The organism is Bradyrhizobium huanghuaihaiense, from assembly GCF_025200885.1.
Lineage (GTDB): Bacteria > Pseudomonadota > Alphaproteobacteria > Rhizobiales > Xanthobacteraceae > Bradyrhizobium > Bradyrhizobium huanghuaihaiense.
Map to the genome: position 1 here is coordinate 4,966,026 of NZ_CP104172.1, position 24,367 is coordinate 4,990,392.

26 protein-coding genes are annotated in these 24,367 nt (G+C 65.5%); 10 read left to right on the forward strand and 16 right to left on the reverse strand.

Annotated elements, in window-relative coordinates; genetic code table 11:
- The first annotated feature begins 4 nt into the window (after window positions 1-4).
- The gene (locus tag N2603_RS23800; RefSeq protein WP_260384070.1) at window positions 5-991 is read left to right on the forward strand and encodes a DUF808 domain-containing protein; all 987 of its coding nucleotides are present in this window, start codon (window positions 5-7) and stop codon (window positions 989-991) included.
- A 42-nt stretch (window positions 992-1,033) separates the two neighbouring features.
- Here the strand turns inward: N2603_RS23800 and N2603_RS23805 are convergent, their stop codons facing one another.
- Window positions 1,034-1,537 (reverse strand): cupin domain-containing protein, encoded by a 504-nt coding sequence (locus N2603_RS23805; protein WP_260384071.1) that lies wholly within the window; start codon window positions 1,535-1,537, stop codon window positions 1,034-1,036.
- 20 nt (window positions 1,538-1,557) lie between these two features.
- Window positions 1,558-2,037, reverse strand: coding sequence for a carboxymuconolactone decarboxylase family protein (locus tag N2603_RS23810; protein ID WP_260384072.1), 480 nt, complete (start codon window positions 2,035-2,037; stop codon window positions 1,558-1,560).
- 54 nt (window positions 2,038-2,091) lie between these two features.
- Between N2603_RS23810 and N2603_RS23815 the strand changes: the two genes are divergently transcribed.
- On the forward strand, window positions 2,092-2,622 hold the full coding sequence (locus tag N2603_RS23815) for a MarR family winged helix-turn-helix transcriptional regulator (protein WP_018641761.1): 531 nt from the start codon (window positions 2,092-2,094) through the stop codon (window positions 2,620-2,622).
- 6 nt (window positions 2,623-2,628) lie between these two features.
- On the opposite strand, the gene N2603_RS23820 is transcribed toward N2603_RS23815, so the two are convergent.
- Together N2603_RS23820 and N2603_RS23825 are read right to left on the reverse strand one after the other, a co-directional pair.
- On the reverse strand, window positions 2,629-2,811 hold the full coding sequence (locus N2603_RS23820; RefSeq protein ID WP_026311804.1) for a hypothetical protein: 183 nt from the start codon (window positions 2,809-2,811) through the stop codon (window positions 2,629-2,631).
- Between the two features lie 84 nt (window positions 2,812-2,895).
- Window positions 2,896-3,147: a hypothetical protein gene (locus tag N2603_RS23825; RefSeq protein ID WP_018641759.1), complete on the reverse strand. Its 252-nt coding sequence runs from the start codon at window positions 3,145-3,147 to the stop codon at window positions 2,896-2,898.
- 141 nt (window positions 3,148-3,288) lie between these two features.
- On the opposite strand from N2603_RS23825, the gene N2603_RS23830 reads away from it, so the two are divergent.
- Window positions 3,289-4,518 (forward strand): lytic murein transglycosylase, encoded by a 1,230-nt coding sequence (locus N2603_RS23830; RefSeq protein ID WP_260384073.1) that lies wholly within the window; start codon window positions 3,289-3,291, stop codon window positions 4,516-4,518.
- A 104-nt stretch (window positions 4,519-4,622) separates the two neighbouring features.
- Here the strand turns inward: N2603_RS23830 and N2603_RS23835 are convergent, their stop codons facing one another.
- The 3 genes from N2603_RS23835 to recJ form a co-directional block, all read right to left on the reverse strand.
- On the reverse strand, window positions 4,623-5,420 hold the full coding sequence (locus tag N2603_RS23835) for an aldolase (RefSeq protein ID WP_260384074.1): 798 nt from the start codon (window positions 5,418-5,420) through the stop codon (window positions 4,623-4,625).
- 96 nt (window positions 5,421-5,516) lie between these two features.
- On the reverse strand, window positions 5,517-6,326 hold the full coding sequence (locus N2603_RS23840) for an SDR family NAD(P)-dependent oxidoreductase (protein WP_018641756.1): 810 nt from the start codon (window positions 6,324-6,326) through the stop codon (window positions 5,517-5,519).
- A gap of 66 nt (window positions 6,327-6,392) precedes the next feature.
- Window positions 6,393-8,234: a single-stranded-DNA-specific exonuclease RecJ gene (recJ, locus tag N2603_RS23845; RefSeq protein ID WP_260384075.1), complete on the reverse strand. Its 1,842-nt coding sequence runs from the start codon at window positions 8,232-8,234 to the stop codon at window positions 6,393-6,395.
- Window positions 8,235-8,519: 285 nt separating this feature from the next.
- On the opposite strand from recJ, the gene N2603_RS23850 reads away from it, so the two are divergent.
- Window positions 8,520-9,596, forward strand: a complete 1,077-nt coding sequence (locus N2603_RS23850) for a methyl-accepting chemotaxis protein (protein WP_260384076.1) — start codon at window positions 8,520-8,522, stop codon at window positions 9,594-9,596.
- Window positions 9,597-9,815: 219 nt separating this feature from the next.
- A complete protein-coding gene (locus tag N2603_RS23855; RefSeq protein WP_260384077.1) occupies window positions 9,816-11,183 on the forward strand; it encodes a TAXI family TRAP transporter solute-binding subunit in 1,368 nt (455 codons plus the stop codon).
- A gap of 29 nt (window positions 11,184-11,212) precedes the next feature.
- Here the strand turns inward: N2603_RS23855 and N2603_RS23860 are convergent, their stop codons facing one another.
- From N2603_RS23860 to N2603_RS23900, 9 genes are all read right to left on the reverse strand, one after another.
- Complete coding sequence (locus tag N2603_RS23860) at window positions 11,213-12,211, reverse strand: L,D-transpeptidase family protein (protein ID WP_260384078.1); 999 nt, start codon at window positions 12,209-12,211, stop codon at window positions 11,213-11,215.
- 12 nt (window positions 12,212-12,223) lie between these two features.
- Window positions 12,224-13,285 (reverse strand): glycosyltransferase family 4 protein, encoded by a 1,062-nt coding sequence (locus tag N2603_RS23865; RefSeq protein ID WP_260384079.1) that lies wholly within the window; start codon window positions 13,283-13,285, stop codon window positions 12,224-12,226.
- Between the two features lie 131 nt (window positions 13,286-13,416).
- The gene (locus N2603_RS23870; protein WP_080648038.1) at window positions 13,417-13,632 is read right to left on the reverse strand and encodes a hypothetical protein; all 216 of its coding nucleotides are present in this window, start codon (window positions 13,630-13,632) and stop codon (window positions 13,417-13,419) included.
- A gap of 135 nt (window positions 13,633-13,767) precedes the next feature.
- Complete coding sequence (locus tag N2603_RS23875) at window positions 13,768-14,772, reverse strand: 4-hydroxythreonine-4-phosphate dehydrogenase PdxA (protein WP_260384080.1); 1,005 nt, start codon at window positions 14,770-14,772, stop codon at window positions 13,768-13,770.
- Window positions 14,769-16,307 (reverse strand): tripartite tricarboxylate transporter permease, encoded by a 1,539-nt coding sequence (locus N2603_RS23880; RefSeq protein WP_260384081.1) that lies wholly within the window; start codon window positions 16,305-16,307, stop codon window positions 14,769-14,771. The genes N2603_RS23875 and N2603_RS23880 overlap by 4 nt, the downstream gene beginning before the upstream one ends.
- A gap of 11 nt (window positions 16,308-16,318) precedes the next feature.
- Window positions 16,319-16,801 (reverse strand): tripartite tricarboxylate transporter TctB family protein, encoded by a 483-nt coding sequence (locus N2603_RS23885; RefSeq protein ID WP_260384082.1) that lies wholly within the window; start codon window positions 16,799-16,801, stop codon window positions 16,319-16,321.
- A 193-nt stretch (window positions 16,802-16,994) separates the two neighbouring features.
- Entirely contained in the window at window positions 16,995-17,987 is a 993-nt protein-coding gene (locus N2603_RS23890; protein WP_260384083.1) for a Bug family tripartite tricarboxylate transporter substrate binding protein, read from the reverse strand.
- Between the two features lie 51 nt (window positions 17,988-18,038).
- Window positions 18,039-19,292: a CaiB/BaiF CoA transferase family protein gene (locus N2603_RS23895; RefSeq protein ID WP_260384084.1), complete on the reverse strand. Its 1,254-nt coding sequence runs from the start codon at window positions 19,290-19,292 to the stop codon at window positions 18,039-18,041.
- 10 nt (window positions 19,293-19,302) lie between these two features.
- Window positions 19,303-20,097, reverse strand: coding sequence for an enoyl-CoA hydratase/isomerase family protein (locus N2603_RS23900; RefSeq protein WP_260384085.1), 795 nt, complete (start codon window positions 20,095-20,097; stop codon window positions 19,303-19,305).
- A gap of 119 nt (window positions 20,098-20,216) precedes the next feature.
- On the opposite strand from N2603_RS23900, the gene N2603_RS23905 reads away from it, so the two are divergent.
- From N2603_RS23905 to N2603_RS23925, 5 genes are all read left to right on the forward strand, one after another.
- Window positions 20,217-20,882 (forward strand): GntR family transcriptional regulator, encoded by a 666-nt coding sequence (locus tag N2603_RS23905; protein ID WP_026311802.1) that lies wholly within the window; start codon window positions 20,217-20,219, stop codon window positions 20,880-20,882.
- Between the two features lie 189 nt (window positions 20,883-21,071).
- Entirely contained in the window at window positions 21,072-22,043 is a 972-nt protein-coding gene (locus N2603_RS23910) for an MBL fold metallo-hydrolase (protein WP_260384086.1), read from the forward strand.
- A gap of 252 nt (window positions 22,044-22,295) precedes the next feature.
- A complete protein-coding gene (locus N2603_RS23915; RefSeq protein WP_260384087.1) occupies window positions 22,296-23,039 on the forward strand; it encodes an SDR family oxidoreductase in 744 nt (247 codons plus the stop codon).
- A gap of 31 nt (window positions 23,040-23,070) precedes the next feature.
- Window positions 23,071-23,493 carry a cupin domain-containing protein gene (locus N2603_RS23920; RefSeq protein ID WP_260384088.1) on the forward strand — a complete coding sequence of 141 codons (423 nt, stop codon included), beginning with the start codon at window positions 23,071-23,073 and terminating at the stop codon, window positions 23,491-23,493.
- 166 nt (window positions 23,494-23,659) lie between these two features.
- Window positions 23,660-24,346, forward strand: coding sequence for an alpha/beta fold hydrolase (locus N2603_RS23925; RefSeq protein ID WP_260384089.1), 687 nt, complete (start codon window positions 23,660-23,662; stop codon window positions 24,344-24,346).
- Window positions 24,347-24,367 lie beyond the last annotated feature (21 nt).

A 24,367-nucleotide genomic window follows, 5' to 3' on the forward strand; every position in this document is an offset into this window, starting at 1 on the left:
ATTGATGAGTGTCGGACTGCTCGGTCTTCTCGACGACATCGCGGCGATTGCCAAGGTCGCCGCAGCCTCGCTCGACGATGTGGCGAGCCAGGCTGCCAAAGCTGGCATAAAGGCGGCAGGCGTGGTCATCGACGACGCGGCCGTTACGCCGAACTACGTCATCGGTTTTGCCTCCAAGCGCGAACTGCCGATCGTCGGCAAGATTGCAGTAGGATCGCTGCGCAATAAATTGCTCATTCTCCTGCCCGTTGCGCTGCTGCTCGGTTATTTCCTTCCCGCCGCGGTCACGCCGCTGCTCATGCTGGGCGGAGCCTTTCTCTGCTACGAGGGTGCCGAGAAAGTGCTCGAAGCGGTGATGCCGCATCATGCGCGCGAGCACGAATCTCAGCTCCAGCCGATTGCGCTGAATGCCCGGTCGGTCGAGGACGAGAAGGTCGCGAGCGCCATCAAGACGGATTTCATTCTGTCGGCAGAGATCATGGCGATCACGCTTGCGGCGCTCCCGGCGGGTAGCATCTGGACGCAGGCGCTGGTGCTGGCGCTGGTCGGCTTCTGCATCACTGCCGGAGTCTATGGCGTGGTCGCTCTGATCGTGAAGGCGGACGATGTCGGCTTGGCCCTTGCGCGCTATGACGGCGCCTCAGTCGTTGGCGGCGCGATCCGCTTGCTTGGACGCAGCCTCGTCCGCGGCATGCCAACTTTCCTGACAGTGCTGAGCACCGTCGGCACCGCCGCCATGATCTGGGTCGGCGGCGGCATCATCCTGCATGGCATCGAGAAATACGGCCCGCCCGCGATCGGCCGCACGGTCCATACCGCAACCGAGACTGCCGCACACGTCCTTCCATCCGTCGCCGGCATCATCGAATGGTCGGTCGAGGCAGCCATCTCAGGCGCACTTGGTCTGCTCGTCGGCGCACTTGCGATTCCGGCCGTCGAATACGGTCTCTCGCCGGCATGGAAACTGTTGAGGCGATCGCAGACGGCCTGAAGGGGCCGAAGCCGACAAGCCGCGCTCCATCCCGGCTACATATCACTCCAAAAACGTCGTGAGTTGCGCACCTTCGTCCGCCACGAAGACCGCGATCAATTCCGCCGGCTCCGTGGCGCTCGCGTTCGCCGATACGAGATGCGTCGATCCCGGCGGCTCGAAGAAGGACTGGCCGACACCAAACGTCTCGACCGGGCCGCCGCCGAGCTGGGAGCGGATCTCGCCCTTGGTGATGTAGGCGGTCACCGAGCCGGCGTGGCGATGCGGCCGCGAAAATCCACCGGGACCGTAGAAGACGCGCACGATGGTGACGCGCTTGCCCGGCACGTTCGGCAGTGCGTAGGAGCCGATCGGCTCGACCTTGTCGAGCGGCGAGCTCTCGGGCGCAGTGGCGCAAAGCGGCGCCAGTGCGCCGGAGACCGTGTCGATCGTCAGCGGCAGCGCTTTGCCGATCGCGAACGCGCAGGCGAGCCCTGCGACGACCGCGAGCGTCGCCGAACGTGACGGCGCCGGACGTTGCACGGCTGAAAAGCTCATGGCTGTCATCGTGATCTCCCTCGTTTCCGTCAGGACGCAGCGGTGGCCGCTGCGGCCGGCCGCTTCGCAGGCGTCCAGCGGAACGCCGCGCCAAAACGGTTCCAGACATTGATCGATGCGACCGCCGAGGTCAGGTACGTCAGCTCCGCCTCGGAGAATTCGCCAGACGCTTCCGCGTAGACCTCCTCGCTGACGCCATCGGGCAGACGGGTCAGCGCCTCGGCCCAGGCCAGGGCCGCCCGCTCGCGTGCGGAAAAGATCGGTGCCTCGCGCCAGACCGCGACCAGATGGAGCTTGTCGACGGGCACGCCGATCCGCTCCGACAGCAGGACATGATGCTGAACGCAGAAGGCGCAGCCATTGATCTGCGAGGCGCGCAGCTTGACCAGCTCGAGCAGCTGCTTGTCGAGGCCCGCCTTGGCCGCCAGCTGGCCCAGCGCCAGCACCAGATCATACGCGTCCGGCGCGATCCGCTTGAAATCCTCGTATTCGCTGCGGGCGTGTGACATTGCCGTGCACCTCGTGTTATTGTAAGAGCACTGATACTGTATAAGAGCACTTATATGTTACGCAAGACGCCCGGCATCACAAGATCGAAAACCTCGCGGAAGACGCCGGCGCCTGCCGATGACGGCGCGGTGCGCGTGCCCGCTCCCGGCGAAGGCAAGCGCGGCGAAGAAGGCTATCTCGGCTATCTCTTGCGTCAGGCACATGCCGCGGTTCGCCTGACGATGGAGCGGACGCTCGCCGATCTCGGCGTGACGTCGCCGCAATTCGCGGTGCTGACGATGCTGAACGCCTATCCAGGCCTGTCGGGCGCGGATGTTGCCCGCCTCACCTTCCTGACGCCGCAGACCGTCGGTGTCATCATCCGCAATCTCGAGCGTGACGGCGCGATTGTGATGACGCCCCATCCGGTCCATGGCCGCATCCAGCAATGGACGCTGACGCCGCGCGGGGCGACGCTGTTGAAGGCCTGCAGGGAGCGGGTGATCGCGCTGGAGAAGCGTCTTGCCCGGACTCTGGATGCCAAGGCGGAAACTGCGGTCCGGCGCTGGCTTGCCGGCATCGCGGCCGATTTGCAGGAGGACTAGGCGGGCCTAGTCGCCGCCGCCCCCGTCGCCGCATCCCCCGCCGCCATCAAAATCCGGGAGATCGCCGGCGGCGCCATCGCCTTGAATGCCGCGGCCAAAGTTCTCGGCGATGATCATCAGGATCACGACGAACAAGCCGGCGCCGAAGGGCCAGGGATTGGCACGGATGATATCGAACAGCTCCCGCATGCGCGCATCTTGCTGGACAAGAGCGAACCGCCCGTAAAGCGCCAGACTCAAATTTGGGGATATGCAGGCTTGCGGTAGGGCGGCCTATCCCCCCTTCAACGATTCCTTAACCTCGCCGTCCGGCCAGCTCTCGCCTGCCGCGATCACGCGGACCCGGGTTTGGTCCGCAGCATTCACCAGCACGTGCGAACTCAACCGGTCGCCGCTCGGCTCCAGGTGCAGATCGGTCTCAGGCTTCCAGCTCAGCGTGGTCGCGAGGTCGCCGGGGAAGATCTGCCATTGCGATCCGTCGTCGAGTTCGACGACGTGACTCTCCGCATGCGCGCGTATCTTCATCCCACCTCTAATACTTCGCTGAACAGACCATGTTCGGAGGGAATGCAGCAGTGCGACAGTTTGTTCCGCCCGGCCCGGCGCCCGGTCTTCGTGTTCCAGGAACCGCCCCACAGACATCCTGTTTCCCGCTAGAATGGGTCCATGAAACAAGCTGATTCCTCGCCCCCTCACACCCGCCGCGCCCTGCTCCAGTCGACGCTCGGTGCAGCCGCTTTGCTGGCGCTGCCGACGCGTGTCCTCGCCGCGCCTGCCGGCTTCGACGAATGGCGCGAGTCATTCCGCGCACGGGCGATGGCGAAGGGCATTTCGGCTGCGACCTGGCAACGCGCGATGGCGCGGGTCGAGCCCGACATGAGCGTGTTCAAGCAGATGCGCAACCAGCCCGAATTCCACGAGCAGGTCTGGCAGTACATCAACCGCCGCGTCTCGGACTGGCGCATCATCAATGGCAAGATCGCGCTGAAGAACAACGAGGCGCTGCTCGCGCGCATCGAGCGCGATTTCGGCGTCGAGCGCGGCACGCTGCTGGCGCTGTGGGGCGTCGAGTCCGCCTATGGCGATCCGTTGGTGCAGCAGAACCACATGACGCCGGTATTTCCCTCGCTCGCCGCGCTCGCCTGGAACGAGCCGCGCCGCAAGGCCTATTGGGAGACCGAGCTGATCAATGCGCTCCGCATCGTCGACAAGGGCTGGAGCACGCCCGAGGAGATGAAGGGCTCCTGGGCCGGCGCGATGGGGCATTCGCAATGGATGCCCGAGGTCTGGCTCAATGTCGGCATCGACTATGACGGCGACGGCAAGGTCTCGCCGTTCGGCAAGCCCGACGATGCGCTGGGCTCGACCGCAAAATATCTCGTCAATCGCGGCAAGTGGCATCGCGGCGAGCATTGGGGCTACGAGGTGCGCGCCTCCGGCGAGGCAAGTGGTAGCCGCACCTATGCGGCATGGCAGGCGGCTGGAGTCACCCGTGCCGATGGCCAGCCGTTCCCGCAGCCCAATGCATCGGCGCAGATGTGGACGCCGGTTGCGGGCGGACCGACCTTCCTGCTGGGGCCGAACTTCTACTCAGTGAAGAGCTACAATCCCTCGATGAACTATGCGCTGGCGATCTGCCATCTCGGCGACCGCTGCCTCGGCGCGCCGCCCTTCATCCAGCCCTTCCCCGGCTCCGAGCGCGCGCTGACGCTCGCGGAGGTGCAGGAGATGCAGACACGCCTGACCAAGGCCGGTTTCGACACCGGCGGCACCGACGGCCGCGTCGGCAACGATACGATGAAGGCGATCAAGGATTTTCAGCAGCGCGCAGGGATCACGCCGGCCGACGGCTATGGCGGGCTGAAGGTGCTGGCGAAGCTGCGGCAGGGGTCGTAGCGCGAGCCCGTAGCCCGGATGGAGCGAAGCGTAATCCGGGACTTTGCTTCCGCGGTTGCCGCCCCCGGATTGCGCTTCGCTCCATCCGGGCTACGCCGCCATCACTAATGCCTGTATTGCGGCTCTTCCGCGTCGAGCTGGCGCCGGATCGCGGCGAGATGCAACCGCGCGGATTCGGAATCGCCTTCGCGCATCTGCCTGTAGGTCTCTGCCGCAATGGCGGGATCGACCGGCAGCACTTTCCGCCCCGTCGACATCGCGAGCACCTGCACCTCGGCGGCGCGCTCGAGATAATAGAGATCGTCCCAGGCTTCCGCGATGGTCGGCGCCAGCACCATCACGCCGTGATGCTTCATGAAGACGATGTCGGCATCGCCGACGGCGGAGGCAATGCGCGCGCCTTCGCGGTTGTCGACCGCGAGGCCGTTATAGTCGCGGTCGACCGCCGTGCGGCCGTAGAATTTCAGCGCGGTCTGGCCAGCCCAGATCAACGGATCGCCTTCGGTCATCGACAGCGCCGTCGCATAGGGCATGTGGGTGTGGAAGGCGACCTTGGCGCGCGGCAGCAGCCTGTGCATCTCGGCATGGATGTAGAACGCGGTCGCCTCGGGCACGCCCTCGCCGTCGAGCACGTTGCCGTGGAAGTCGCAGATCAGGAGCTTTGACGCCGTCATCTCACGGAAGGCATAGCCGTAGGGATTGACCAGGAAGAGGTCGTCATGGCCCGGCACGACGGCCGAGAAGTGGTTGCAGATGCCCTCCTCAAAACCGTTGCGCGCGGCCATGCGGAAGCAGGCGGCGAGGTCCTCGCGCGCGGTGCGGATCGCGTCGGTGGCAAGGTCCGGCCGGTTGGAGCGGAAGGGCGCAGGTGAGGAAGAAGGCGAATGAAGGCTGTGCGCCATGGCGAAGGACACCTTTGTCGGTCGAAAGCTCCCCGCGTTGTACAGGGGCCGCGTCTGCGCGTCAGCCCCTGCGACCGCCGCCCTGCCCTGCGCCGCTCAGGCGCGCCGCGGCACGCCGCCGGCGTTCATGCCCCCGTCGATGACGAGCTCGCTGCCGGTGACGTAGCGCGAGGCATCGGAGGCCAGATACAGCACGCCGGAGGCAATCTCCGCGGCCTGCCCGGCGCGGCCCAATGGCGTGACGACCCGCGCGCGCTCCTCAGGATCGATCGGGGCGTTCTGGCCGGCACCGGTCGCCCCGGTCGGGATCTTGCCCCAGATCGGCGTGTCGATGATGCCGGGATGGACCGAGTTGACGCGGATGCCGTCGCCGGCGGCCGCGCATTCCATCGCGATCGACTTGGCGAACAGCCGCACGCCGCCCTTGGTCAGCGAATAGGCCGAGAGGCCCGGCGAGCCGCGGAGGCCCGCGAGCGAGGACATCATGACGATCGAGCCGCCGCCGGTTTTGCGCATCAAGGGCAGGCAGTGCTTGACCGAGAGAAACACGCCATCGAGGTTGATCGCGTTCTGCTTGCGCCAGTCAGACAACGTCATGTCGACGATGGAAGGCACGGCAATGCCGATGCCGGCATTGGAGACCATGATGTCGAGCCGGCCGTAGCGCGTTGCGATCTCGGCGACGACCTCGATCCAGCGCTCCTCACTGGTGACGTCCTGCTCCAGGAAGATCGCCTTGCCGCCGGCTTTTGTGACGCGCCTGGCGAGCTCGGGGCCGCGCAGCTCGTCGATATCGGTCGCAATGACAGTCGCGCCCTCGCGCGCGAACAGCTCGACGATGGCCTCGCCAATGCCCGAGGCGCCGCCCGTCACTAGCGCGATCTTGCCCTCAACCTGCCCTGCCATGTTCACTCCCTTTTTTTGTTGTTTGAGCGATCTAATTCTGACGCATGTTCTTATCGGGATCTTGCGTCATCTAATCACGGATGGCCCCTGGTCCGGTAGCGCGACGTCGACGACGCGGAACTGCACCCGCTCGGCGCCCTGGTAGCGATCGACCGACAATGAACCCGCGACATGCATCTGCTGGCCGCGATTGGCGAGCAGCGCATTGCCGAGCTTCTGACCGACCGAGCGGAACGCGATGCCGTTGACGATGGCGCCGTCGCCTGACTTGAAGCGCAGGCGCAGATGCGCCTGGCCGACCTCGTCGGCAAACACGAGCTGGTGCGCCGGCAGTGCCAGCACCGGCTCGGGATTGCCGCTGCCGAAGGGACCTGCGCGATTGAGCGTCGTCGCCAGCTCCGGCGTCACCGCACGCGCGGAGACCGCGCCGTCGATGTAGAGCTCGTTGACGTGACGCGCCTCGGCGACGTCCTGGGCCAGCGCGTTTTCGAGATAGGCGCGGAATTCGGCGAGCTTCTCTTTCCGCAGCGTCACGCCCGCGGCCATCGCGTGGCCTCCGCCCTTGAGCAGAATACCATCGGCGACCGCCTGCCGCACCGCCTTGCCGAGATCCACGCCGGCGATCGAGCGGCCCGAGCCGGTGCCGATGCCGCCGGGCTCCAGCGCAATGGCGAAAGCGGGCCGCGAAAACTTCTCCTTCAGGCGCGAGGCAACGAGACCGACCACGCCCGGATGCCAGCCTTCGGACGCCGTGACGATGACGCCGAGCTTGTCCTCGAGACCGATCGAAGCCAGCGCCTCGGCTTCTGCCTGCGCTTCCGCCGCCTGTTCGATGACGCGGCGCTCGCTGTTGAGACGGTCGAGCTCGGCCGCGATCCGCGCCGCCTCGACACTGTCGCCCTCGAGCAGCAGCCGCACGCCGAGATCGGCGCGGCCGATGCGGCCACCGGCATTGACGCGCGGCCCCAGCATGAAGCCGAGATGCCAGGCCTCCGGCGGACCGTTCAGCCGCGCCACGTCCATCAGCGCGGTATGGCCAATATGATCGCGGCGCCGCATCGCGATCAGACCCTTGGCGACGAAGGCGCGGTTGAGGCCGATCAGCGGCGCGACGTCGGCAACGGTGCCGAGCGCGACGTGATGCAGCATGCCGAGCAGATCCGGCTCGGGCATTTCGCTCGTCCAGAAGCCGCGCTGGCGCAGCTCGCGATTGACCGCGACCAGCGTCACCAGCACGAGGCCGACGGCGGCGAGATGGCCGAGGCCCGAGAGATCATCGAGCCGGTTCGGATTGACCAGTGCGTCCACCTCCGGCAGCTCGGCGCCGGCCTGGTGGTGGTCGATCACGACCACGGACATGCCGAGCCGTTTTGCTTCCGCAAGCGGTTCGATGCTGGTGGTGCCGCAATCGACGGTGACGAGCAGCGTCGCGCCCTTCGCCGCCAGGCCGCGAACCGCTTCGACGTTCGGGCCGTAGCCCTCAAAAATCCGGTCGGGGATGTGGATCAGCGGATCGAGCCCGCAGTGGCGCAGGTGCCAGGCCAGCAGCGCCGACGAGGTCGCGCCGTCGACGTCGTAGTCGCCGAAGATCGCGACCTTCTCGCCCTTCACCGCGGCATCCGCGATGCGCTTGGCGGCGGCCTCCATCTCCGTCACCGTGAAGGGGTCCGGCAGCAGCTTGCGGATGGTCGGATCGAGAAAGTCGGCGACGGCGTCGATATCGACGCCGCGTCCCGCCAGCACCCGCGCCAGCAGTTCCGGCAGCTGGTGCCGCTGCACGATGGCGAGCGCCTGGGCCGCCCCGCGGGCGTCGAGCCGGTCGCGCCAGAGCTTGTCGGTGAGCGAACGCGCGACGCCCAGGAACGCCTGGGGCGCTTCGACGGGCAAGGCTGTGGCAGGCGGCGTCATGACGAGGGCTATCGGTTGGGAACTTGGGTCCGGGCGATCACGCTGGCGGCCCGGTACTGGCTTTAGGGGATTGGCCGGGAAACCCCGGCGATTTGCAACGGCCGGGCCGCACAAAGCAGTGGATGGCCGGCAGGCAGGCCGGAGTGACTATCATTTAGGCATTCCGCCGAACAGCAAATTAAGCAGGCGTTAGGCGGAATCCTCGAAAAAGAATCGTATTCGATCTGACGTGATTTTGTTCCGGGTTCATTGCAGATCTGGCCTCATTGCCAAGGGAAGTCCCCGATGTCTGCTGCGCTGGGTCTGAAAGCCAAGCCGATCGCTACCGAACTCACTGATGATGATTCCGACATCTCCGCGCTGATCAATCGCCTGACCGCGGAGGTCAATCAGATCGCGGTCGACAAGACCAAGGCGATCCAGCAGATCACCAACCAGATGAAGATGCTGGCGCTGAACGCGCTGATCGAAAGCTCGCGCGCCGGCGCACAAGGCGCGGGCTTTGCGGTGGTGGCGCAGGAGGTGCGCGGCGTCGGCCAGCAGGTCGAGACCATCGCCCGCGAGCTCGAGACCCAGCTGACCAAACGCACCGGCGACCTCGTCGCCTCGATCGACCGCATGAGCCAGCGCTCGCGCGGCGAGCGCATGGTGGACCTGTCGCTCAACGCGGTCGAGCTGATCGACCGCAACCTCTATGAGCGCACCTGCGACGTGCGCTGGTGGGCGACCGACTCGGCCGTGGTCGATTGCGCGGCCTCGCCCGCACCGGCCGCGGTCTCCTATGCCTCGCAGCGCCTCGGCGTGATCCTCGGCGCCTACACCGTCTATCTCGACCTCTGGCTCTGCGACCTCGACGGCAACGTCATCGCCAACGGCCGCGCCGACCGCTTCCGCGTGGTCGGCCAGAACGTCGCCCACACCAAATGGTTTCGCGAGGCGCGCACCTTGCGCTCCGGCGACGACTATGTCGCCGGCGACGTCGAGAACCAGGCGCTGCTCGGCAACGCGCAGGTCGCGACCTATTGCGCCAGCGTCCGCGCCGGCGGCCAGGCCAACGGCGCGCCGATCGGCGTGCTCGCCATCCATTTCGACTGGGAGCCGCAGGCTCGCGCCATCGTGCAGGGCGTCCGCGTCGGCGACATCGACAAGGCCCGCGTGCTGCTGGTCGACTCGAACCTCCGCGTCATCGCCGCCTCCGACGGCCAGGGCATTCTCAGCGAGCGCATCTCGCTGTCGCTGAACGGCCAGCGCTCCGGCTTCTATCACGACCGCTCGGGCACGATGGTCGCCTTCCATGCGACGCCCGGCTACGAGACCTATCGGGGCCTTGGCTGGTACGGCGTGATCGTCTGCGGCGCGTAAGGCGCGCGCCGCGCCGCCCCACAACAAAACGACGAAAACAACCCCATGCACAGTAGGCGGAGGGTTGTTTTTGCTCGTGTTTTTCGCTCGTCGAAACAGCTTTGACGAGGCCGCCCCCCGCGCCCCGGTCGGCCGGCGTCTTGATGCAAATCAACACGGGACTGCCGTCCGGCAAATGATGCTCGTTCAGACGCGCAATCTTCCCGGACGAGCGGCGCCATGGACGAGCTGTCGAAATTTGGCATTGATGCCGGCAGGCTGCCGATCTGGCTTCGCATCGTCGCGGTCGCGGCGCTCGTCGTGCTCACGACCGGCGCGGGCGTGCTGGCGTATCGCTGGTACGCGCAGCCGGTCACACTGTCGATTGCGGTGGGCTCGCTGGATGGCGACGCCCCCAAGATCGTGTCTGCGCTTGCCAGCCGCCTTGTCGTCAACAAAGCGCCGGTGCGGCTCAAGGTGGTCGAGACCAGCGGCCCGCTCGAATCGGCGACCGCATTCTCGTCCGGCAAGACCGATCTCGCCGTGGTTCGCAGCGACGTCGGCGACCTGTCGCAGGCGCAAGCCATTGTCATTCTCGCCGAGGCCGTGGCCATGCTCGTTGCGCCCCCCGGGTCAGCCATCGCGGATGTCGCCGGCCTGAAGCGCGCGACCGTGGGTGTTGTCGCCGGGGACACCAATCAGAGGATCGTTCATGTCCTCACCAAATCCTATGATCTTGACCGCGCCAACGTCGTGTTCAAAAACCTTGCACTGGACGAGGTCCGCCGCGCCTTCGACAGCAAGGAGGTGCGTGCGGTGCTGTTCGTCATGCCGCTGAGCGAGAAATATCTGTCGCTGGTGCGGGGGCTGTTCCCGCAGAACGCCAAGACCGCGCCGGTGCTGATCCCGATCGAGAACGCCGGAGCGATCGCGGAGAAAGAGCGCGCCTATGAAAGCTTCGACATTCCCAAGGGAACATTGCGCGGATCGCCTCCAATCCCCAGCGATGACGTGACCACCTTGCGCGTGAACTACTATGTGGTCGGCAAGAAAGATCTCGACAACGACACGATCGCCGACCTCACGCAGGCTCTCACGGCTGCGCGCAGGGACATTTTGCCGGACTGGCCGATTCTCGCGCAATTCAAGGCGCCCGATACCGACGCGGGCGCCTATCTCCCGGTTCATGCCGGCGCCGCGGAGTACTACAACGGCAGCCAGCAGTCCTTTCTCGACAAGTGGAGCAACGCGATCTTCCTGGCACCGATGGCCCTGGGCGCACTGGCGTCGGTCGTCGCTGCACTCTGGCACTTTCTCAGGGCCGGCGAAGCCAGGCCGCGTCAGCCGGCACTCGACGCGCTCTATGCGCTCGGCAGCAAAATACGGCGCTCGCAAAACGAGGCGGAACTTTCGGAGATCGAAAACCAGATCGACAACGTGCTCCGCGCGCAGCGCGCGAAGTCCGATGGGGATGAGAACACGCTGGATGCAGCTACGTTGAACGTGGCGGCGCACCGTCTCGAAAATCTCATCCATGACCGTAAGGCTGCGCTGAACGCCGGCCATTTGCAGTCAACGCCTCCCGCCGAGGGCCAATCGCAAGTTTAGGCCTGCGTCTCCCGATGACGGTCACAGCATCACATCGCGTTCGCAACGAACGCGACCGGCGTGCCTTTCGCGACGCTGCCCGCGACGCGTTCGGCGTCCCAATTGGTCAGACGCACGCAGCCGTGGGATTCCGCCTTGGAGATCTTGTCCGGCGAAGGCGTGCCGTGAATGCCGTAGCCTTCGGCAGACAGGTTGATCCACACCGTTCCGACCGGATTGTTCGGACCGGGCTTGATCGTAAAGGGCTTGCGCGAATGGACGCCCTTGAAGTGATAAGCGGGATTGTAGCGATAGAACGGGTTCTTGCTGATCTCGGTGACCTTGAGCGTGCCTGAGGGCGACGGCTTGTCCTCGCTGCCGACGGTCGCCGGATAGAATCCGATCAGCGCATTCGACTTGTCGAACAGCTTGACGGTCTGCCTGACCTTGTCGATCTCGACCCGGTCAGCCCTGGCAGGCGCCCCCTCGCCTGCGCTCGCGGTGTCGACGACGACGATGGTGTCACCGGCACGATCGAAACGGCGCCCGGGGTTGAGCGCCGCCAGGACCTGCTCGCTCATGTGGAATTTCTCGGCCAGGGCTTCGCGCGGACTGATGTAGCCGAGCTTCGGGATGTCCTTCATGTCCTCCATCTTCGAGGGCAGCTTGCTCAGGAAAGGACCCGCCACGTCCTGCTCGGTGATGGCATAGGTCAGCGTGATCGGCCGGTCATCCGCCCGCAGCGCCTTCCAGATCTCCTCTGTCGGGGTGTCCGAACCCGGCAATTGCCGGGCTTCCGCATAGGCGCGCAGCGCCTTCTTGGCGTTCTCGCCGAACCTGCCGTCGATCTCGCCGGGCGAGAAATGCGCCCTGTCCAGCAGCACCTGCAGCCGCACGCCCGCCGGGGTCGGCTTCTCGTTCGAGAGCGTCTTCTTCGACGGCTCGGCGGAATTGATGGCGTCCGCGGTCATCTCGGCGGCGAACGCCGGCGACGTCGCCAGGGCGAAGACAAGAAAGATGCAGATCTGCCCCGTTTTCGTCAGCGACATCGCCGGCTCCTTTCAACTTTCCAACCGTTGCATGTCGAATCTTCCGGCTGCAGTGCCGATCAGCTCGCGGTACTGGTCTTCGTATTGTCGCGCCATTCGGCGTGCGGTGAAGCGCTCCTCGAAGCGGGCGCGCACCCTCCTTCGATCCAGCTTGCCCAATTCACCGACCGCCTTGACGGCCTGCTCCTCGTTCTCGACGATGAAGCCGGTCAGGCCGTGCTCGATGACCTCCGGGACCGATCCGGAGCTATAGGCGATCACCGGAGTTCCGCAGGCCATCGCCTCGATCATGGCCAAGCCGAAAGGCTCCGGCCAATCGATCGGAAACAGCAGAGCGGCGGCTCCGGCGAGGAAGGGCTGCTTCTTCGCGTCGTCGACTTCGCCGACAAGCTGGATCGTCTCGCCGTCGATCTGAGGCTCGAGGTGTTTCTTGAAGTAGGCGGTCTCGGCGCGCGGAATCTTCGCGGCGATGCGGAGAGGCATGCGGGATGCGCGCGCAATACGAATGGCGTCCTCCGGACCCTTGTCTGCCGTGAGGCGGCCCAGAAACGCCAGATAGGATCCCTTCTCATCAAAGGGACGCAACAGCTCCGACGGCAATCCGTGCTGGATCGTCTCGCTCCATTTCGCATCCGGAAGCGGCAGACGCTGGTGATCGGAAATGGACACGAAGCTTGCATCCGGGAACTGCCGAACGACGTCAGGCAGTCCCGGCAAGTCGAGGCGGCCGTGCAGGGTCGTCAGGAACGGCACCCCGAGGCGACTGAGTAACGGCAGGTGCAGCCAATCGATGTGGGCGTGGATCACGTCAAAATCCCTCGCTCGCTTCGCAATCGCTTCCGTCAGCATCGCGCAGGCAGCACTGGGATCAGCGCCCTTCCGGCCAAGACGCAGCGCACGGGGCCACACCGGGTGAAGCTTGCCGGTCGTTCGGGAGTCGCCGCTCGCAAACAGCGTGACGTCGTGGCCGAGCTTGACAAGCTCATCGACCAGCCACGCGACCACCCGCTCGGTGCCGCCGTAGAACTTCGGAGGGACGCTTTCGGCGAGGGGAGCGAGCTGAGCGATGCGCATGAGAGCCTGCTACACCGCTGAACGGAGGATCAGCACGATGGCTGCGGACAGAAGGTTCGAAATCGCAAGCAATGTCCAATCCGGCCTTGCGCTTCCGCTCGCCAAGCGACTCGCAAGGCTCTCAATGATCCCTAGCATTCGTCACCGGAAAGCCGCTCGAGATAGGCCAGCCCGAACCCCGCGAGGTCCTGGGCATCACCGTTACTCTCGCGCGCTTCCCGCCTCCCTTGCAGATGACGCTCGAGGAGACAGCGACGGCCATCCGCAGCATCGACATCGCGATGCCGGGCGCGGTACACGCACCATGCGGTATCAACCGCTGTTCGTAGCGGGCCGTCGTCGACCATGTTCCCAGCTCCGAGGTGGAGATGTTCATGGAACGCCAACTCGTTGCGGCGGCGGAAGTTTCCAGTATTTCCCGAAAGTCTAATCCTTCGCGCAAGGCGAGCGCAGTCAGCACGCGCTCCCTTGGTGCGTGCAGATCAGACGGTGCGTCGCGCCGCCATCTCCGCAGCGAGCAGCAAGGCAGCGCGGCTGGCGCCGATCGATGCGATGCCTTGTCCCGCGATGTCGTAAGCGGTGCCGTGCGCGGGCGTGCAGATCGGGAATGGAAAGCCGCCGAGCAAGGTCACGCCGCGATCAAACCCCATCAGCTTCATCGCGATCTGGCCCTGGTCGTGATACATCGTCAGCACCGCATCGAAGGCGCCGCCCTTGGCGCGCAGGAATACGGTGTCGGCCGGGAACGGCCCCTCGGCGGCAATGCCGTCGCGCTGCCCGGCTGCGACCACGGGCGCAATCACATCGATCTCCTCGCGGCCGAAATTGCCGCCATCGCCGGCGTGCGGGTTGAGACCGGCGACCGCGATGCGCGGCCGCGCGAAACCGGCATTGCGCATGCAGGCATGGGTCAGCTTGAGCGCGCGATGAATGCGCTCGCTCGACAGATTCGCAGCGACGTCTTTGAGCGGAATGTGGGAGGTGACCCGTGCGTTCCAGAGCCGGTCGAGCACGTTGAATTCGCTCGCCGGCGTCTTGAGACCGACCACCTCGGCCGAGAATGCGATCTCGTCGTCATACTCGGCGCGGGCAAGTCGCATCGCCTGCTTGTTGAAGGGGGTGAAGCAGACGGCATCGACACGGCCGTCGCGGCCGAGTTCGAGCGCGTGCTTGTAGTTCGCCAGGGCGAATTTCCCGCCGGCAAGCGTCGCGGTCTTCGGCTCCACGTCAGTGGGATCGAGATGGCGGAGATCGACGAACAGCGCATCGCCATGTGCCGCACGAAATTCCGTGCCCTGTCCGACCGTGGTCAGCTCCGGCGTGACGCCCGCCACGCGCGCACCCTGGTCGAAGATGCGGCGGTCGCCGATCACCACGAGGCGGCAGCGGGCGCGGATGTCGTCCTGCACGACCAGCTTCGCCGTCAGCTCCGGGCTGATGCCCGCGGGATCTCCCATCGCCAGTGCAACGAGCGGCTTTGCGGTCATATGATCACCTTCTCCTGAACTGTCGTCTCGTTGGCGGATGGCGCGGGCTTGCGCAGCAGGCGCGCGAGCTGCAACGCGAGCGGAAGCAGCAGCAAGGCGATCCCGCCCACGATCAGGCACGTCACCAGCTTGTTCGCGAAGAAGATACCCAGAGAGCCCTTGGATAGCAGCATGGACTGACGGAACGCATCCTCGGCCTTGTCGCCGATCACGATCGCGAGCACGAGCGGCGCCAGCGGATAGAACAGCTTCTTGAAGAGATAGCCGACGATGCCGAAGCCGAGCATCATGACGACGTCGAGATAGGAGTTCGACACCGAATAGGCGCCGACGACGCAGATGATCACGATCAGCGGCGCGATGACCACGAAGGGAATCCGCATCAAGGCGGCGAAGACCGGGACGGTCAGCAGCACCAGCGCGACGGCGACGATGTTGCCGACATACATCGAGGCGATCAGGCCCCAAACGAAGTCCTTCTGGTCGACAAACAACATCGGCCCGGGATTGAGGCCCCAGATCATCAGCCCGCCCATCATGACGGCGGCGGTCGCGGAGCCGGGAATGCCGAGCGAGAGCATCGGCAAGAGCGCGCTGGTACCGGCGGCATGATCAGCCGTCTCCGGCGAGATGATGCCTTCGACCTCGCCGGTGCCGAAATAGCGGCCGCGGCGGGAGAAGCGGCGGGCGAGGCCGTAGCTCATGAAGGAGGCCGCGGTCGGGCCGCCCGGCGTGATCCCCATCCAGCAGCCGATTGCGGCGCTGCGCAGCAGTGCAACGCTGTGCCTGGGCAGGCGGCCGACGGCACGAAACACCTCGCGCCAATCGATCTTCGAGGACACGGCGCGGGCATGAAATTCCTCCTCGACCGCGACCAGGAGCTCGCCGATGCCGAACAGGCCCATGACCGCAACGACGAAGCTCACGCCCTTGACGAGTTCGTCGACCCCCATGGTGAGACGCACGCTGCCGGACACCGTGTCGATGCCGATGGCGGCGATGGCAAAGCCGATCGCAAGCGCCACAACGGTCTTGATCGGGGCCGCACCGCCCATGCCGACGAAGCTGGCGAAGGCCAGGAAATAGACCGCGAAATACTCCGGCGGTCCGAAGGCGAGCGCGACCTGCGCCACCCAGGATGCGAGGAAGGTGATCAGGATGACGCCGATCAGCGCGCCGAACGCCGCCGAGCCGAAGGCGGTGGCGAGTGCCGTGGTGGGCCGGCCGTCGCGCGCCATCGGATAGCCGTCGAAGGTGGTGGCGACCGAGGACGGCTCGCCGGGAATGTTGAACAGGATCGAGGTGACGGAGCCGCCGAACAGCGCGCCCCAATACATGCTGGAGAGCAGGATGATCGCCGAGACCGGCTGCATGCCGAAGGTCAGCGGGAGAAGCAGCGACACGCCGTTCGGCGCGCCGAGCCCCGGCAGCACGCCGACGAGAATGCCGAGCAGGACACCGACCGCCATCAGCACCAGATGCGGCACCGTCACCGCGATGGTGAAACCGTGGAGGAGCTCCTGGAGATTGTCCATCGGCCTCCCCCTCAGAATCCGAGCGCGGCGGCGAGCGCGCCGTGCGGCAGGCTGACCTGGAACATGCGCTCGAACACGACGTAGAGCGCGAGCGCCGTGGCCCGACATGTGGCCAGCGCACGCGGCACGGACTGGTGCCTCGGGATCGCCAGCACCGCGAAGACATAGCCCGCCGAGGCGAGATACATGCCGAGCAGCGGGATGGCGGCGACGAAGATCGCGGCCGGCACGAACAGGCCGGCGAGCCGGCGCAACTCGAGCGGCGTGATCGCGATGGGCACATTTGCCAGCGAGGCAGCCGGCAGCACGCCGCGCACCAGATTGTAGAGGCTCCCGAGCACGATGATGATGCCGGTCAGGAACGGAAAGGTGCCGGCGTCCACGCCCGCGCTCGACCAGCCGATGCCGTTGTCGAGGCTGGAGACGACGACGGCCGCACCGAAGCTGCCGGTGAGGATGGCGGTCGCAAGCTCAAGCGCGCGGCGTGAGATCATCGAGGGCTCCAGGCGAGCGGCGGACCCAGCATTGGGTGTCGTCCCGGCGAACGCCGGGACCCATAACCCCAGGGAGAAGTTTGACGAGGACTGGAAGCCAAGTCGGTACGACGACCACCCCTCCTCGATAAATCACGCGGTATGGGTCCCGGCGTTCGCCGGGACGACGGAGGAGTTTGAGGCGCGCCCCGCCTCACTTGACGAGCCAGCCCTGCTCGCCCGCGACCTGCTTGACGTGCTCGAGGTCCTCCTTGATGAACTTGTCGAACTCGGCGCCGGTCAGGAACGTGTCGACCTGGGAGGTCTTCTCGATGTAGTCCTTCCATTCCGGCGTTGCCTGCACCTTCTTCATCAGATCGACGTAGAACGCGGCCTGGTCCGGCGTGACCTTGCCGGGCAGCCACACGGTGCGCGGCTGCTCATATTGCTTGATGTCGAGGCCCTGCTCGACGCAGGTCGGAACATCGCTCCAGCCTTCGGTCGCGGTGACCTTGGGCCCTTGCGGCAACCGCTTCGGGCTGAACACGCACAGCGGCCGCTGCGTGCCGCCGCGCCATTGGCCGATGCTTTCGCTGGGATTGTTGACGTGGGAATCGAGATGTCCGCCGGCGAGCTGCACGGCGGTCTCGGCGCCGCTCTTGAACGGGATGTAGGTCAGCTTGACCTTGCCCGCCTTCTCGATCATGCGGGTCAGCACCTCGTCGGTGTCCTTGGACTGCGCACCGCCCATCCTGAACTCGCCCGCCGCGGCCGCCTTCAGATAGTCGCCCGCGTTCTTGTAGGGCGCGTCCTGCTTGACCCAGAGCAGGAACTCGTCCTGCGCCATCGCCGCGATCGGGGTGAGATCGGTGTAGTTGAAGGCGACCTTGGAGACGAGCGGCTGCTGCCATGCATTCGACGTGCCGAAGATCACCTTGTAGGGATCGCCCGCCGAGGCCTTGCCGTAGACATAGCCTTCGGCGCCGCTGCCGCCGCCCTTGTTGACGACGACGATCGGCTGCTCCGTCAGCTTGTGCTTGGTGATGATGTTCTGCACCGCACGTGCGAGATTGTCGGTGCCGCCGCCGGGGCCGGCGGTGGCGACGAACTCGATCGGCTTTTGCGGTTGCCAGGCGGCGAGCGCCGGCATGGTGCCGGCGAGCACGGTCGCGGCTGCGGAGAGCAGAAATATTGACGGCCGACCCATGATTTCCTCCAGCTGATTTTTATCTTTTGTTCTTGTCGTATCGACGTCCGGTCAGGCGACGCGTTCCTCGCGTCTTTCCAGGGCCGAAACAATGGCGCCCTCTTTTTCGAGCGCTTCGATTTGTGTCTGGTCGAACCCGTATTCGGCCAGCACTTCGCGCGTATGCTCGCCATAGACCGGCGCGCCGGACAGCACTTTGCCTGGGGTCTCCGAAAACTTGACGGGAAGCCCGATCGTCTTCACGGGGCCGAGCGTGGAATGATCGACCTCGACCACCATCTCGCGCGCCAGCGTCTGCGGGTCGCTGAGCGCCTCCAGCATGTCGTGGACGGGGCCGCACGGCACGCCTCTCTCGTCGAGTGCCGCCAGCCAATGCGCCCGCGATTGGTTGCGGAAGCGCTCGCTCAGGACCGCTTCGAGCTCCTTCAAGTTCGCCATGCGGTCGGAACCGTTGACGAAGCGCGGATCGGCGGCGAGCTCGCTCGCGCCGAGCGCTTCTAGCATCAAGAGCCAGTGCTTCTTGTTGGCGCCGCCGACCACGAGCCAGCCGTCCGAGGCCTCGAACGCCTGATACGGCGCGTTGAGCGGATGGGCCGAGCCCATCGCGCGCGGCGCGGTACCCGCGGCGAGTGCGATGGTGGATTGCCAATAGGTCTGCACCAGCGCGGCCTCGTAAAGCGAGGTCTCGACCCACTGCCCCTCGCCGGTCTTGAGGCGATGGGTGTAGGCGGCCAAAATGCCCATGCTCGCGAGCAGACCGGCGGTGATGTCGGACAGCGGCGGGCCGCATTTGACGGGCGGGCCATCCGGGCGCTCGCCGGTAAAGCTCATGATGCCGCTCATCGCCTGCGCGACGAGGTCAAATCCCCTGCGGTGCTTGTAGGGGCCGGTGCGGCCGAAGCCCGACAGCGAGCAGTAGATCAGCTTTGGATACTGCTTGTGCAGATCCTCGTAGCCGAAGCCGAGGCGCTCCATGGCGCCGGGCGCGAAATTCTCGACCAGCACGTCCGCATCCGCGATCAGGCGCCGCAGCACCTGTTTGCCGCCGTCGGTCTTGAGGTCCAGCACGATGCCGCGCTTGTTGCGATTCATCATCAGGAAGGAGGCCGCCTCCTCGCCGATCTTCGGCGGCACCGAATGACGGGTGTCATCGCCGTTGGGCGATTTCTCGATCTTGATGACGTCGGCGCCCATGTCGGCGAGCATCAGGGTGCAGGTCGGCCCCGCCATCACATGGGTGAGATCGACGACCTTGAGGCCGGCCAGCGGTCCCGGACGGCGAGAGGTGGATTGCGAACTTTGCATCGGGGGCGTCCTATTGCCCGCGCCATTGCGGCGCGCGCTTGTTGAGGAAAGCATCGAGCCCTTCGCGAAAGTCCTGGCTCGTGTAGCACATCAGGATGAGGTCTTCGCCCTCGTCCGGGGTCAGCCGCCGTTGCAGGCGGGCGACCGCCTGCTTGGTCGCATTCAGCGTCAGCGGCGCATGGCTGGCGAGTAGCCGGGCGACCTCCTCAGCGCGCCTGTCGAGCGCTGCGATGTCGTCGACGACCTCGCCGAGCAGTCCGACGCTCGCGGCCTCCGCAGCGTCGACCAGGCGCGCGGTGAAGATGAGATCCTTGACACGGGCGGCACCGATCAGCGCGGTGAGACGGCTGACATTGGACATCGACAGGCAATTGCCGAGCGTCCGGGCGATGGGGAATCCGATTTTTGCTGTTTTGGTGCCGATGCGGAGGTCGCAGGCCGCTGCGATGCCGGCGCCGCCGCCGGTGCAGAAGCCGTTAATCGCGGCGATGGTCGGCACCCGGCAGTGCTCGAGCGTCGTGAGCACACGGTCGATCCGGTTCTCGTAGTCGATCGCGTCCTGCGGCGTCCTGAATTCGCGGAACTGGTTGATGTCGGTGCCGGAGGCGAAGGCTTTGTCGCCAGCCCCGCGCAGCACCAGCACCTTGATCGATTGATCGCCGTCGGCCTCCTCGCAGATCGCGGCGAGGCGCTCGTACATGGCGAAAGTGAAGGCGTTGCGCGCCTGCGGGCGGTTGAAGGTGATCCGCCCGATGCCGTCGTTGCATTCAAAAACGAGGTCGTCCGCCTCCGCAGCCAGGTCCATTTTCTCATGTCCTCTTGTTTTTTACATTTTTGAATGCAAAATTTGCGATTAGCAAGCCGGAACTTCCAAATTTTCACGCTTTCCGGGATTTTTGAATTCAAACTGGAGCCACACGTCCCATGCTTCACGAGGAGGTCGTCGGCCGCATCCGCGCCATCCTGCTCGACGGTGAGATCCCCCCGGGCGCGCGGATTCCCGAGCGCGAGCTGTGCGAGCGGCTCGAGATCTCGCGCACGCCGCTGCGCGAGGCGCTCAAGGTGCTCGCCGCCGAAGGTCTGGTGCAGCTCCTGCCCCATCGCGGCTCGCGCGCGGCGAAGCTGACCGACAAGGACATGCGCGACCTGTTCGAGGTCTGCCAGGGCCTCGAAGCGCTCGCCGGCGAGCTCGCCTGCGAGCGCATCAGCGACGCCGAGATCGGCGCGATCGCCGCCGCGCATGACGAGATGGTGCGGCATTATCGCGAGGGCGATCTGATCCAGTACTATCGCGGCAACCGTGCCATTCACGAGGCCATCGTCGCCGCGGCCGACAATCCCGTCCTCGCGGGGCTCTATGCCTCCGTGACCGCGCGCATCCGCCGCGCGCGCTACGTCACGCCGATGACGCCGCAGCGCTGGGCGCTCGCCGTGAAGGAGCACGAGGCGATCCTGAACGCGCTGCAGCGCCGCGACGGCGCCGGCCTCTCCCACATCCTGCGTGCGCATCTGCGCCACAAGCGCGAGGAGGTCTTGCAGGCCGGCTTTGCCGAGACCGAAGCAAACGACCTCGGCTTGCGGATCGCGTAAGCTTTTTGCAGCGACGATTCAGCGGACACAATCGCGACACAATCATTGATTGTTTCCTGCTCACCTGCGATCACCGCCAATCCGTTTCCTCTTGCGAGCGCGTCTGAACCAGCGCAGCATCGCACTGCCGGCCTAAGGCCGCATCACGCGCGAAAATCGCGCGGATCAAAACAGAAAATGGAGGAACGGATGACACTTGATGTCTCGCGTCGGTCCCTGCTCGCGCTCGGTGCCGGCCTTGGTGCCAGCGCGCTTCTTGGCAGCAGTGCGATCGCACGCGCGCCCAAGCTCGGCACCCAGACGCCCTACTGGCACCGCTTTGTTCTCGGCGATGCCGAAGTGACCGTCGTATCCGACGGACCGCTGCCGCTCGGCGATCCCTCCGGCACCTTCACCGGCGTTCCCAAGGAAGAGGTGAAGAAGATGCTGGCGGACAATTTCCTGTCGCCCGACAACGTCGTGCTGGAGCAGAACTCACCGATCGTGAACACCGGCGACAAGCTGATCCTGTTCGACACCGGCATGGGCTCATCCAAGATGTTCGGCGCCACCACTGGCCGGCAGCAGAAGAGCATGATGGAGGCCGGCATCAAGCCGGAGGACATCGATGCGGTGGTCTGCTCGCACGCGCATATCGACCATATCGGCGGCATCGTGGATGCCAACAACAAGCCGCTGTTCCCGAACGCACAGATCTACATCTCCCAGAGCGATTTCGACTTCTGGACCGACGAAGGCAAGATGGGGAGCGCGGCCAAGGATTTCGTCGTGCACGCGCGCAAGAACCTGCTGCCGGTGCGCGACCGCATCGTGTTCTTCAAGGACGGTCAGGAATTCCTGCCCGGCGTGCAGGCGATCGCGGCGCCCGGTCACACCGTCGGCCACACCATCTTCATGGTCTCCTCGGCCGGCAAGTCGTTCGCTTTCCTCGGCGACCTCTCGCACCATTCGGTGCTCTTGTTGGAGCGGCCGCGGATGGAATTCTCCTACGACACCGACCCGAAACAGGCAGCGGAATCGCGCGTAAAACTGCTGACCATGCTGGCGGCCAACAAGACGCCGGTGATGTCCTATCACTTCGCCTGGCCCGGCTACGGCCACGTCGCCAAGGCCGGTGACGGCTTCCACTATTATCCCGAACCGATGCAGATGACGCTGTAGCCAGTGACATCGCGCCCGGGTCGCCGTGCGCGGCCGGGGCGCCGTTATCTGATCCGCGCGCGCGACGGAGGGGAATGATCGCTGACCAATTCCCCTCCCCGAACACATCTGGAGCATTTTTCGGCAAGGCAGGCCCGTTCCAGGCAAGAGCCCGCCGCATTGCTCGGCTAAGACTCTGCTCGCATCATTCATGAACGCGAGAGCGTAAGGCCCCTTACCCACGCGCGTTCGAAAATGCCGAGGAGACATGCCATGAAGATCGTCGTGATCGGCGGTACCGGTTTGATCGGATCCAAGCTCGTGGCGAAGCTGAAGCAGCAGGGCCACGAGGCCGTGGCCGCCTCGCCGAAATCGGGCGTGAATGCCGTCACCGGAGAAGGCCTCGCGGCCGCGCTGTCTGGCGCGGATGTCGTGGTCGACGTCGCCAACGCGCCGTCCTGGGAGCCCGCCGCCGTGCTCGAATTCTTCCAGAAGTCGAGCAAGAACCTCGCGGCGACGGAGGCCGCAACGGGCGTCAAGCATCACGTCGCGCTGTCGATCGTCGGCACCGATCGCTCGCCCGATATCGCCTATTTCCGGGCCAAGCTCGCGCAAGAGAGCATCGTCAAGGCATCGTCAGTGCCCTACTCGATCGTGCGCGCCACGCAATTCTTCGAATTCCTCGGTGCCATCGCCGAGACCGGCGCGGCTGACGGGCGGGTCGTCGTTCCCTCGGCGGCGTTTCAGCCGATCGCATCCGACGACGTGGCCGCTTGCCTCGCAGAGGTCGCGACGGGGCAACCGCTCAACGGCACGATCGATATCGCCGGACCTGAAAAGGCGCCCTTCAACGAATTCGTCGCGCGCCGTTTGAAGGCGGCGGGCGACAGCCGCCCCGTCGTGGGCGACGCCAAGGCCGGATATTACGGCTCCCCCATCGAGGACACCTCGCTGGTCCCGCTCGGCGAGGCCAGGCTTGGGAAAACGCCGCTCGCGGCATGGCTGGCGACGGTCTGAGGATTCAGGTCACGGCAACGAAGGACATCCCATGCGCAGACTGTTGATCGCGACGGCCGCGTGCGCCGTCGTCTTCCTGCCGGCACAGGCCGCCGAGGCGCAGCCGGCAGCGAAATCGGCCAAGGTGAGCGTGGTGTTCGACCATGCTCTGCCGAATGTTCCGGGCAAGAGCATGAAGGGCGTGCTGGTCGAATATGGTCCCGGAGGCTTCTCACCGGCCCACATCCACGCGCGTTCCGCGTTCATCTATGCGACGGTGCTGGAGGGAGCGATCCGAAGCCAGGTCAATGACGAGCCCGCAAAAGTCTATCAGAAGGGCGAGAACTTTTTCGAGAAGCCCGGCGATCGCCACGCCGTCAGCTCCAACGCCAGCGACACCGAGCCTGCGAAGCTGCTGGCAGTGTTCGTGGTGGACACGGCAGACACCGAGCTCACGACGCCGATCTCGAAGTAGCGCCAGCTGCAGGGCCGCCAAACGGGCTCGATGTGCAATTTCGCATTCGCCCGATTATCCTTGCCGTCCTCTGTCGGCTGAATTGATGGCGCGTTAGACGTAAAGCTCTCCTGCTTCACGTTCCACGAGCAATGCGCTCGCCCTCAAGCAGCCAATGGAGACCATCATGACCAAACCCGGCATCGTTTTCGCACACGGCCTCTGGGCTGACGGATCGTGCTTCGGCAAGCTGATTCCGACGTTGCAGGCCGAAGGCCATGAGGTCATGGCGAGCCAGCACGGCCTCGATTCACTCGCAACCGACGTTGCCGCGGTGACGGCATGTCTTGGCCGCGTTCCGGGGCCCGTGGTCCTCGTCGGCCACTCCTACGGCGGCACGCTGATCACGCACGCCGGAACCGATCCGCGGGTCGCCGCGCTGGTCTACATCGCCGCGCTCGCGCCCGATGCCGACGAAACCTCCCAGAGCCAGCTTGCCAAGTTTCCGACGACGGAGGTGTTCAGCCATCTCGATGCGCCGCAGGGGCGCATCTGGCTCAAGCCAAGCGGCCTCAAATATTTCGCGGGAGATCTGCCCGAGGCCGAGCAGAAGCTGGTCTATGCGACTCAAGGAGCGCCGGTGGCAGACCTCTTCAACCAGAAGATCGGTGGCACGGCGTGGAGATCCAAGCCGAGCTGGTATGTGCTTGCGACCCAGGACCAGACCGTTCACCCGGACCTGCAGCGCTCCGTCTCGAAGCGCATGAACGCCATGGTGACCGAAGTCGCGTCTTCCCACGTCCCCATGCTGTCGAAGCCGGATGTGGTCCTGGACGTGATCCGCAAGGCCGTGGGCGCGGTCTCCAAGAGCTGACATCGGCAGGCCCGGCGACGC

What these genes read in the sequence shown, in the direction of transcription:
- N2603_RS23890 (WP_260384083.1), bottom strand. Translation starts at nt 17,987, where the DNA reads ATGGGTCGGCCGTCAATATTTCTGCTCTCCGCAGCCGCGACCGTGCTC.
- N2603_RS23925 (WP_260384089.1), top strand. Translation starts at nt 23,660, where the DNA reads ATGACCAAACCCGGCATCGTTTTCGCACACGGCCTCTGGGCTGACGGA.
- N2603_RS23880 (WP_260384081.1), bottom strand. Translation starts at nt 16,307, where the DNA reads ATGGACAATCTCCAGGAGCTCCTCCACGGTTTCACCATCGCGGTGACG.
- N2603_RS23825 (WP_018641759.1), bottom strand. Translation starts at nt 3,147, where the DNA reads ATGAAGATACGCGCGCATGCGGAGAGTCACGTCGTCGAACTCGACGAC.
- N2603_RS23800 (WP_260384070.1), top strand. Translation starts at nt 5, where the DNA reads ATGAGTGTCGGACTGCTCGGTCTTCTCGACGACATCGCGGCGATTGCC.
- N2603_RS23875 (WP_260384080.1), bottom strand. Translation starts at nt 14,772, where the DNA reads ATGACCGCAAAGCCGCTCGTTGCACTGGCGATGGGAGATCCCGCGGGC.
- N2603_RS23920 (WP_260384088.1), top strand. Translation starts at nt 23,071, where the DNA reads ATGCGCAGACTGTTGATCGCGACGGCCGCGTGCGCCGTCGTCTTCCTG.
- N2603_RS23810 (WP_260384072.1), bottom strand. Translation starts at nt 2,037, where the DNA reads ATGTCACACGCCCGCAGCGAATACGAGGATTTCAAGCGGATCGCGCCG.
- N2603_RS23830 (WP_260384073.1), top strand. Translation starts at nt 3,289, where the DNA reads ATGAAACAAGCTGATTCCTCGCCCCCTCACACCCGCCGCGCCCTGCTC.
- N2603_RS23860 (WP_260384078.1), bottom strand. Translation starts at nt 12,211, where the DNA reads ATGTCGCTGACGAAAACGGGGCAGATCTGCATCTTTCTTGTCTTCGCC.
- N2603_RS23855 (WP_260384077.1), top strand. Translation starts at nt 9,816, where the DNA reads ATGGACGAGCTGTCGAAATTTGGCATTGATGCCGGCAGGCTGCCGATC.
- N2603_RS23850 (WP_260384076.1), top strand. Translation starts at nt 8,520, where the DNA reads ATGTCTGCTGCGCTGGGTCTGAAAGCCAAGCCGATCGCTACCGAACTC.
- N2603_RS23870 (WP_080648038.1), bottom strand. Translation starts at nt 13,632, where the DNA reads ATGGTCGACGACGGCCCGCTACGAACAGCGGTTGATACCGCATGGTGC.
- recJ (WP_260384075.1), bottom strand. Translation starts at nt 8,234, where the DNA reads ATGACGCCGCCTGCCACAGCCTTGCCCGTCGAAGCGCCCCAGGCGTTC.
- N2603_RS23820 (WP_026311804.1), bottom strand. Translation starts at nt 2,811, where the DNA reads ATGCGGGAGCTGTTCGATATCATCCGTGCCAATCCCTGGCCCTTCGGC.
- N2603_RS23885 (WP_260384082.1), bottom strand. Translation starts at nt 16,801, where the DNA reads ATGATCTCACGCCGCGCGCTTGAGCTTGCGACCGCCATCCTCACCGGC.
- N2603_RS23900 (WP_260384085.1), bottom strand. Translation starts at nt 20,097, where the DNA reads ATGGACCTGGCTGCGGAGGCGGACGACCTCGTTTTTGAATGCAACGAC.
- N2603_RS23865 (WP_260384079.1), bottom strand. Translation starts at nt 13,285, where the DNA reads ATGCGCATCGCTCAGCTCGCTCCCCTCGCCGAAAGCGTCCCTCCGAAG.
- N2603_RS23915 (WP_260384087.1), top strand. Translation starts at nt 22,296, where the DNA reads ATGAAGATCGTCGTGATCGGCGGTACCGGTTTGATCGGATCCAAGCTC.
- N2603_RS23895 (WP_260384084.1), bottom strand. Translation starts at nt 19,292, where the DNA reads ATGCAAAGTTCGCAATCCACCTCTCGCCGTCCGGGACCGCTGGCCGGC.
- N2603_RS23805 (WP_260384071.1), bottom strand. Translation starts at nt 1,537, where the DNA reads ATGACAGCCATGAGCTTTTCAGCCGTGCAACGTCCGGCGCCGTCACGT.
- N2603_RS23815 (WP_018641761.1), top strand. Translation starts at nt 2,092, where the DNA reads ATGTTACGCAAGACGCCCGGCATCACAAGATCGAAAACCTCGCGGAAG.
- N2603_RS23910 (WP_260384086.1), top strand. Translation starts at nt 21,072, where the DNA reads ATGACACTTGATGTCTCGCGTCGGTCCCTGCTCGCGCTCGGTGCCGGC.
- N2603_RS23905 (WP_026311802.1), top strand. Translation starts at nt 20,217, where the DNA reads ATGCTTCACGAGGAGGTCGTCGGCCGCATCCGCGCCATCCTGCTCGAC.
- N2603_RS23835 (WP_260384074.1), bottom strand. Translation starts at nt 5,420, where the DNA reads ATGGCGCACAGCCTTCATTCGCCTTCTTCCTCACCTGCGCCCTTCCGC.
- N2603_RS23840 (WP_018641756.1), bottom strand. Translation starts at nt 6,326, where the DNA reads ATGGCAGGGCAGGTTGAGGGCAAGATCGCGCTAGTGACGGGCGGCGCC.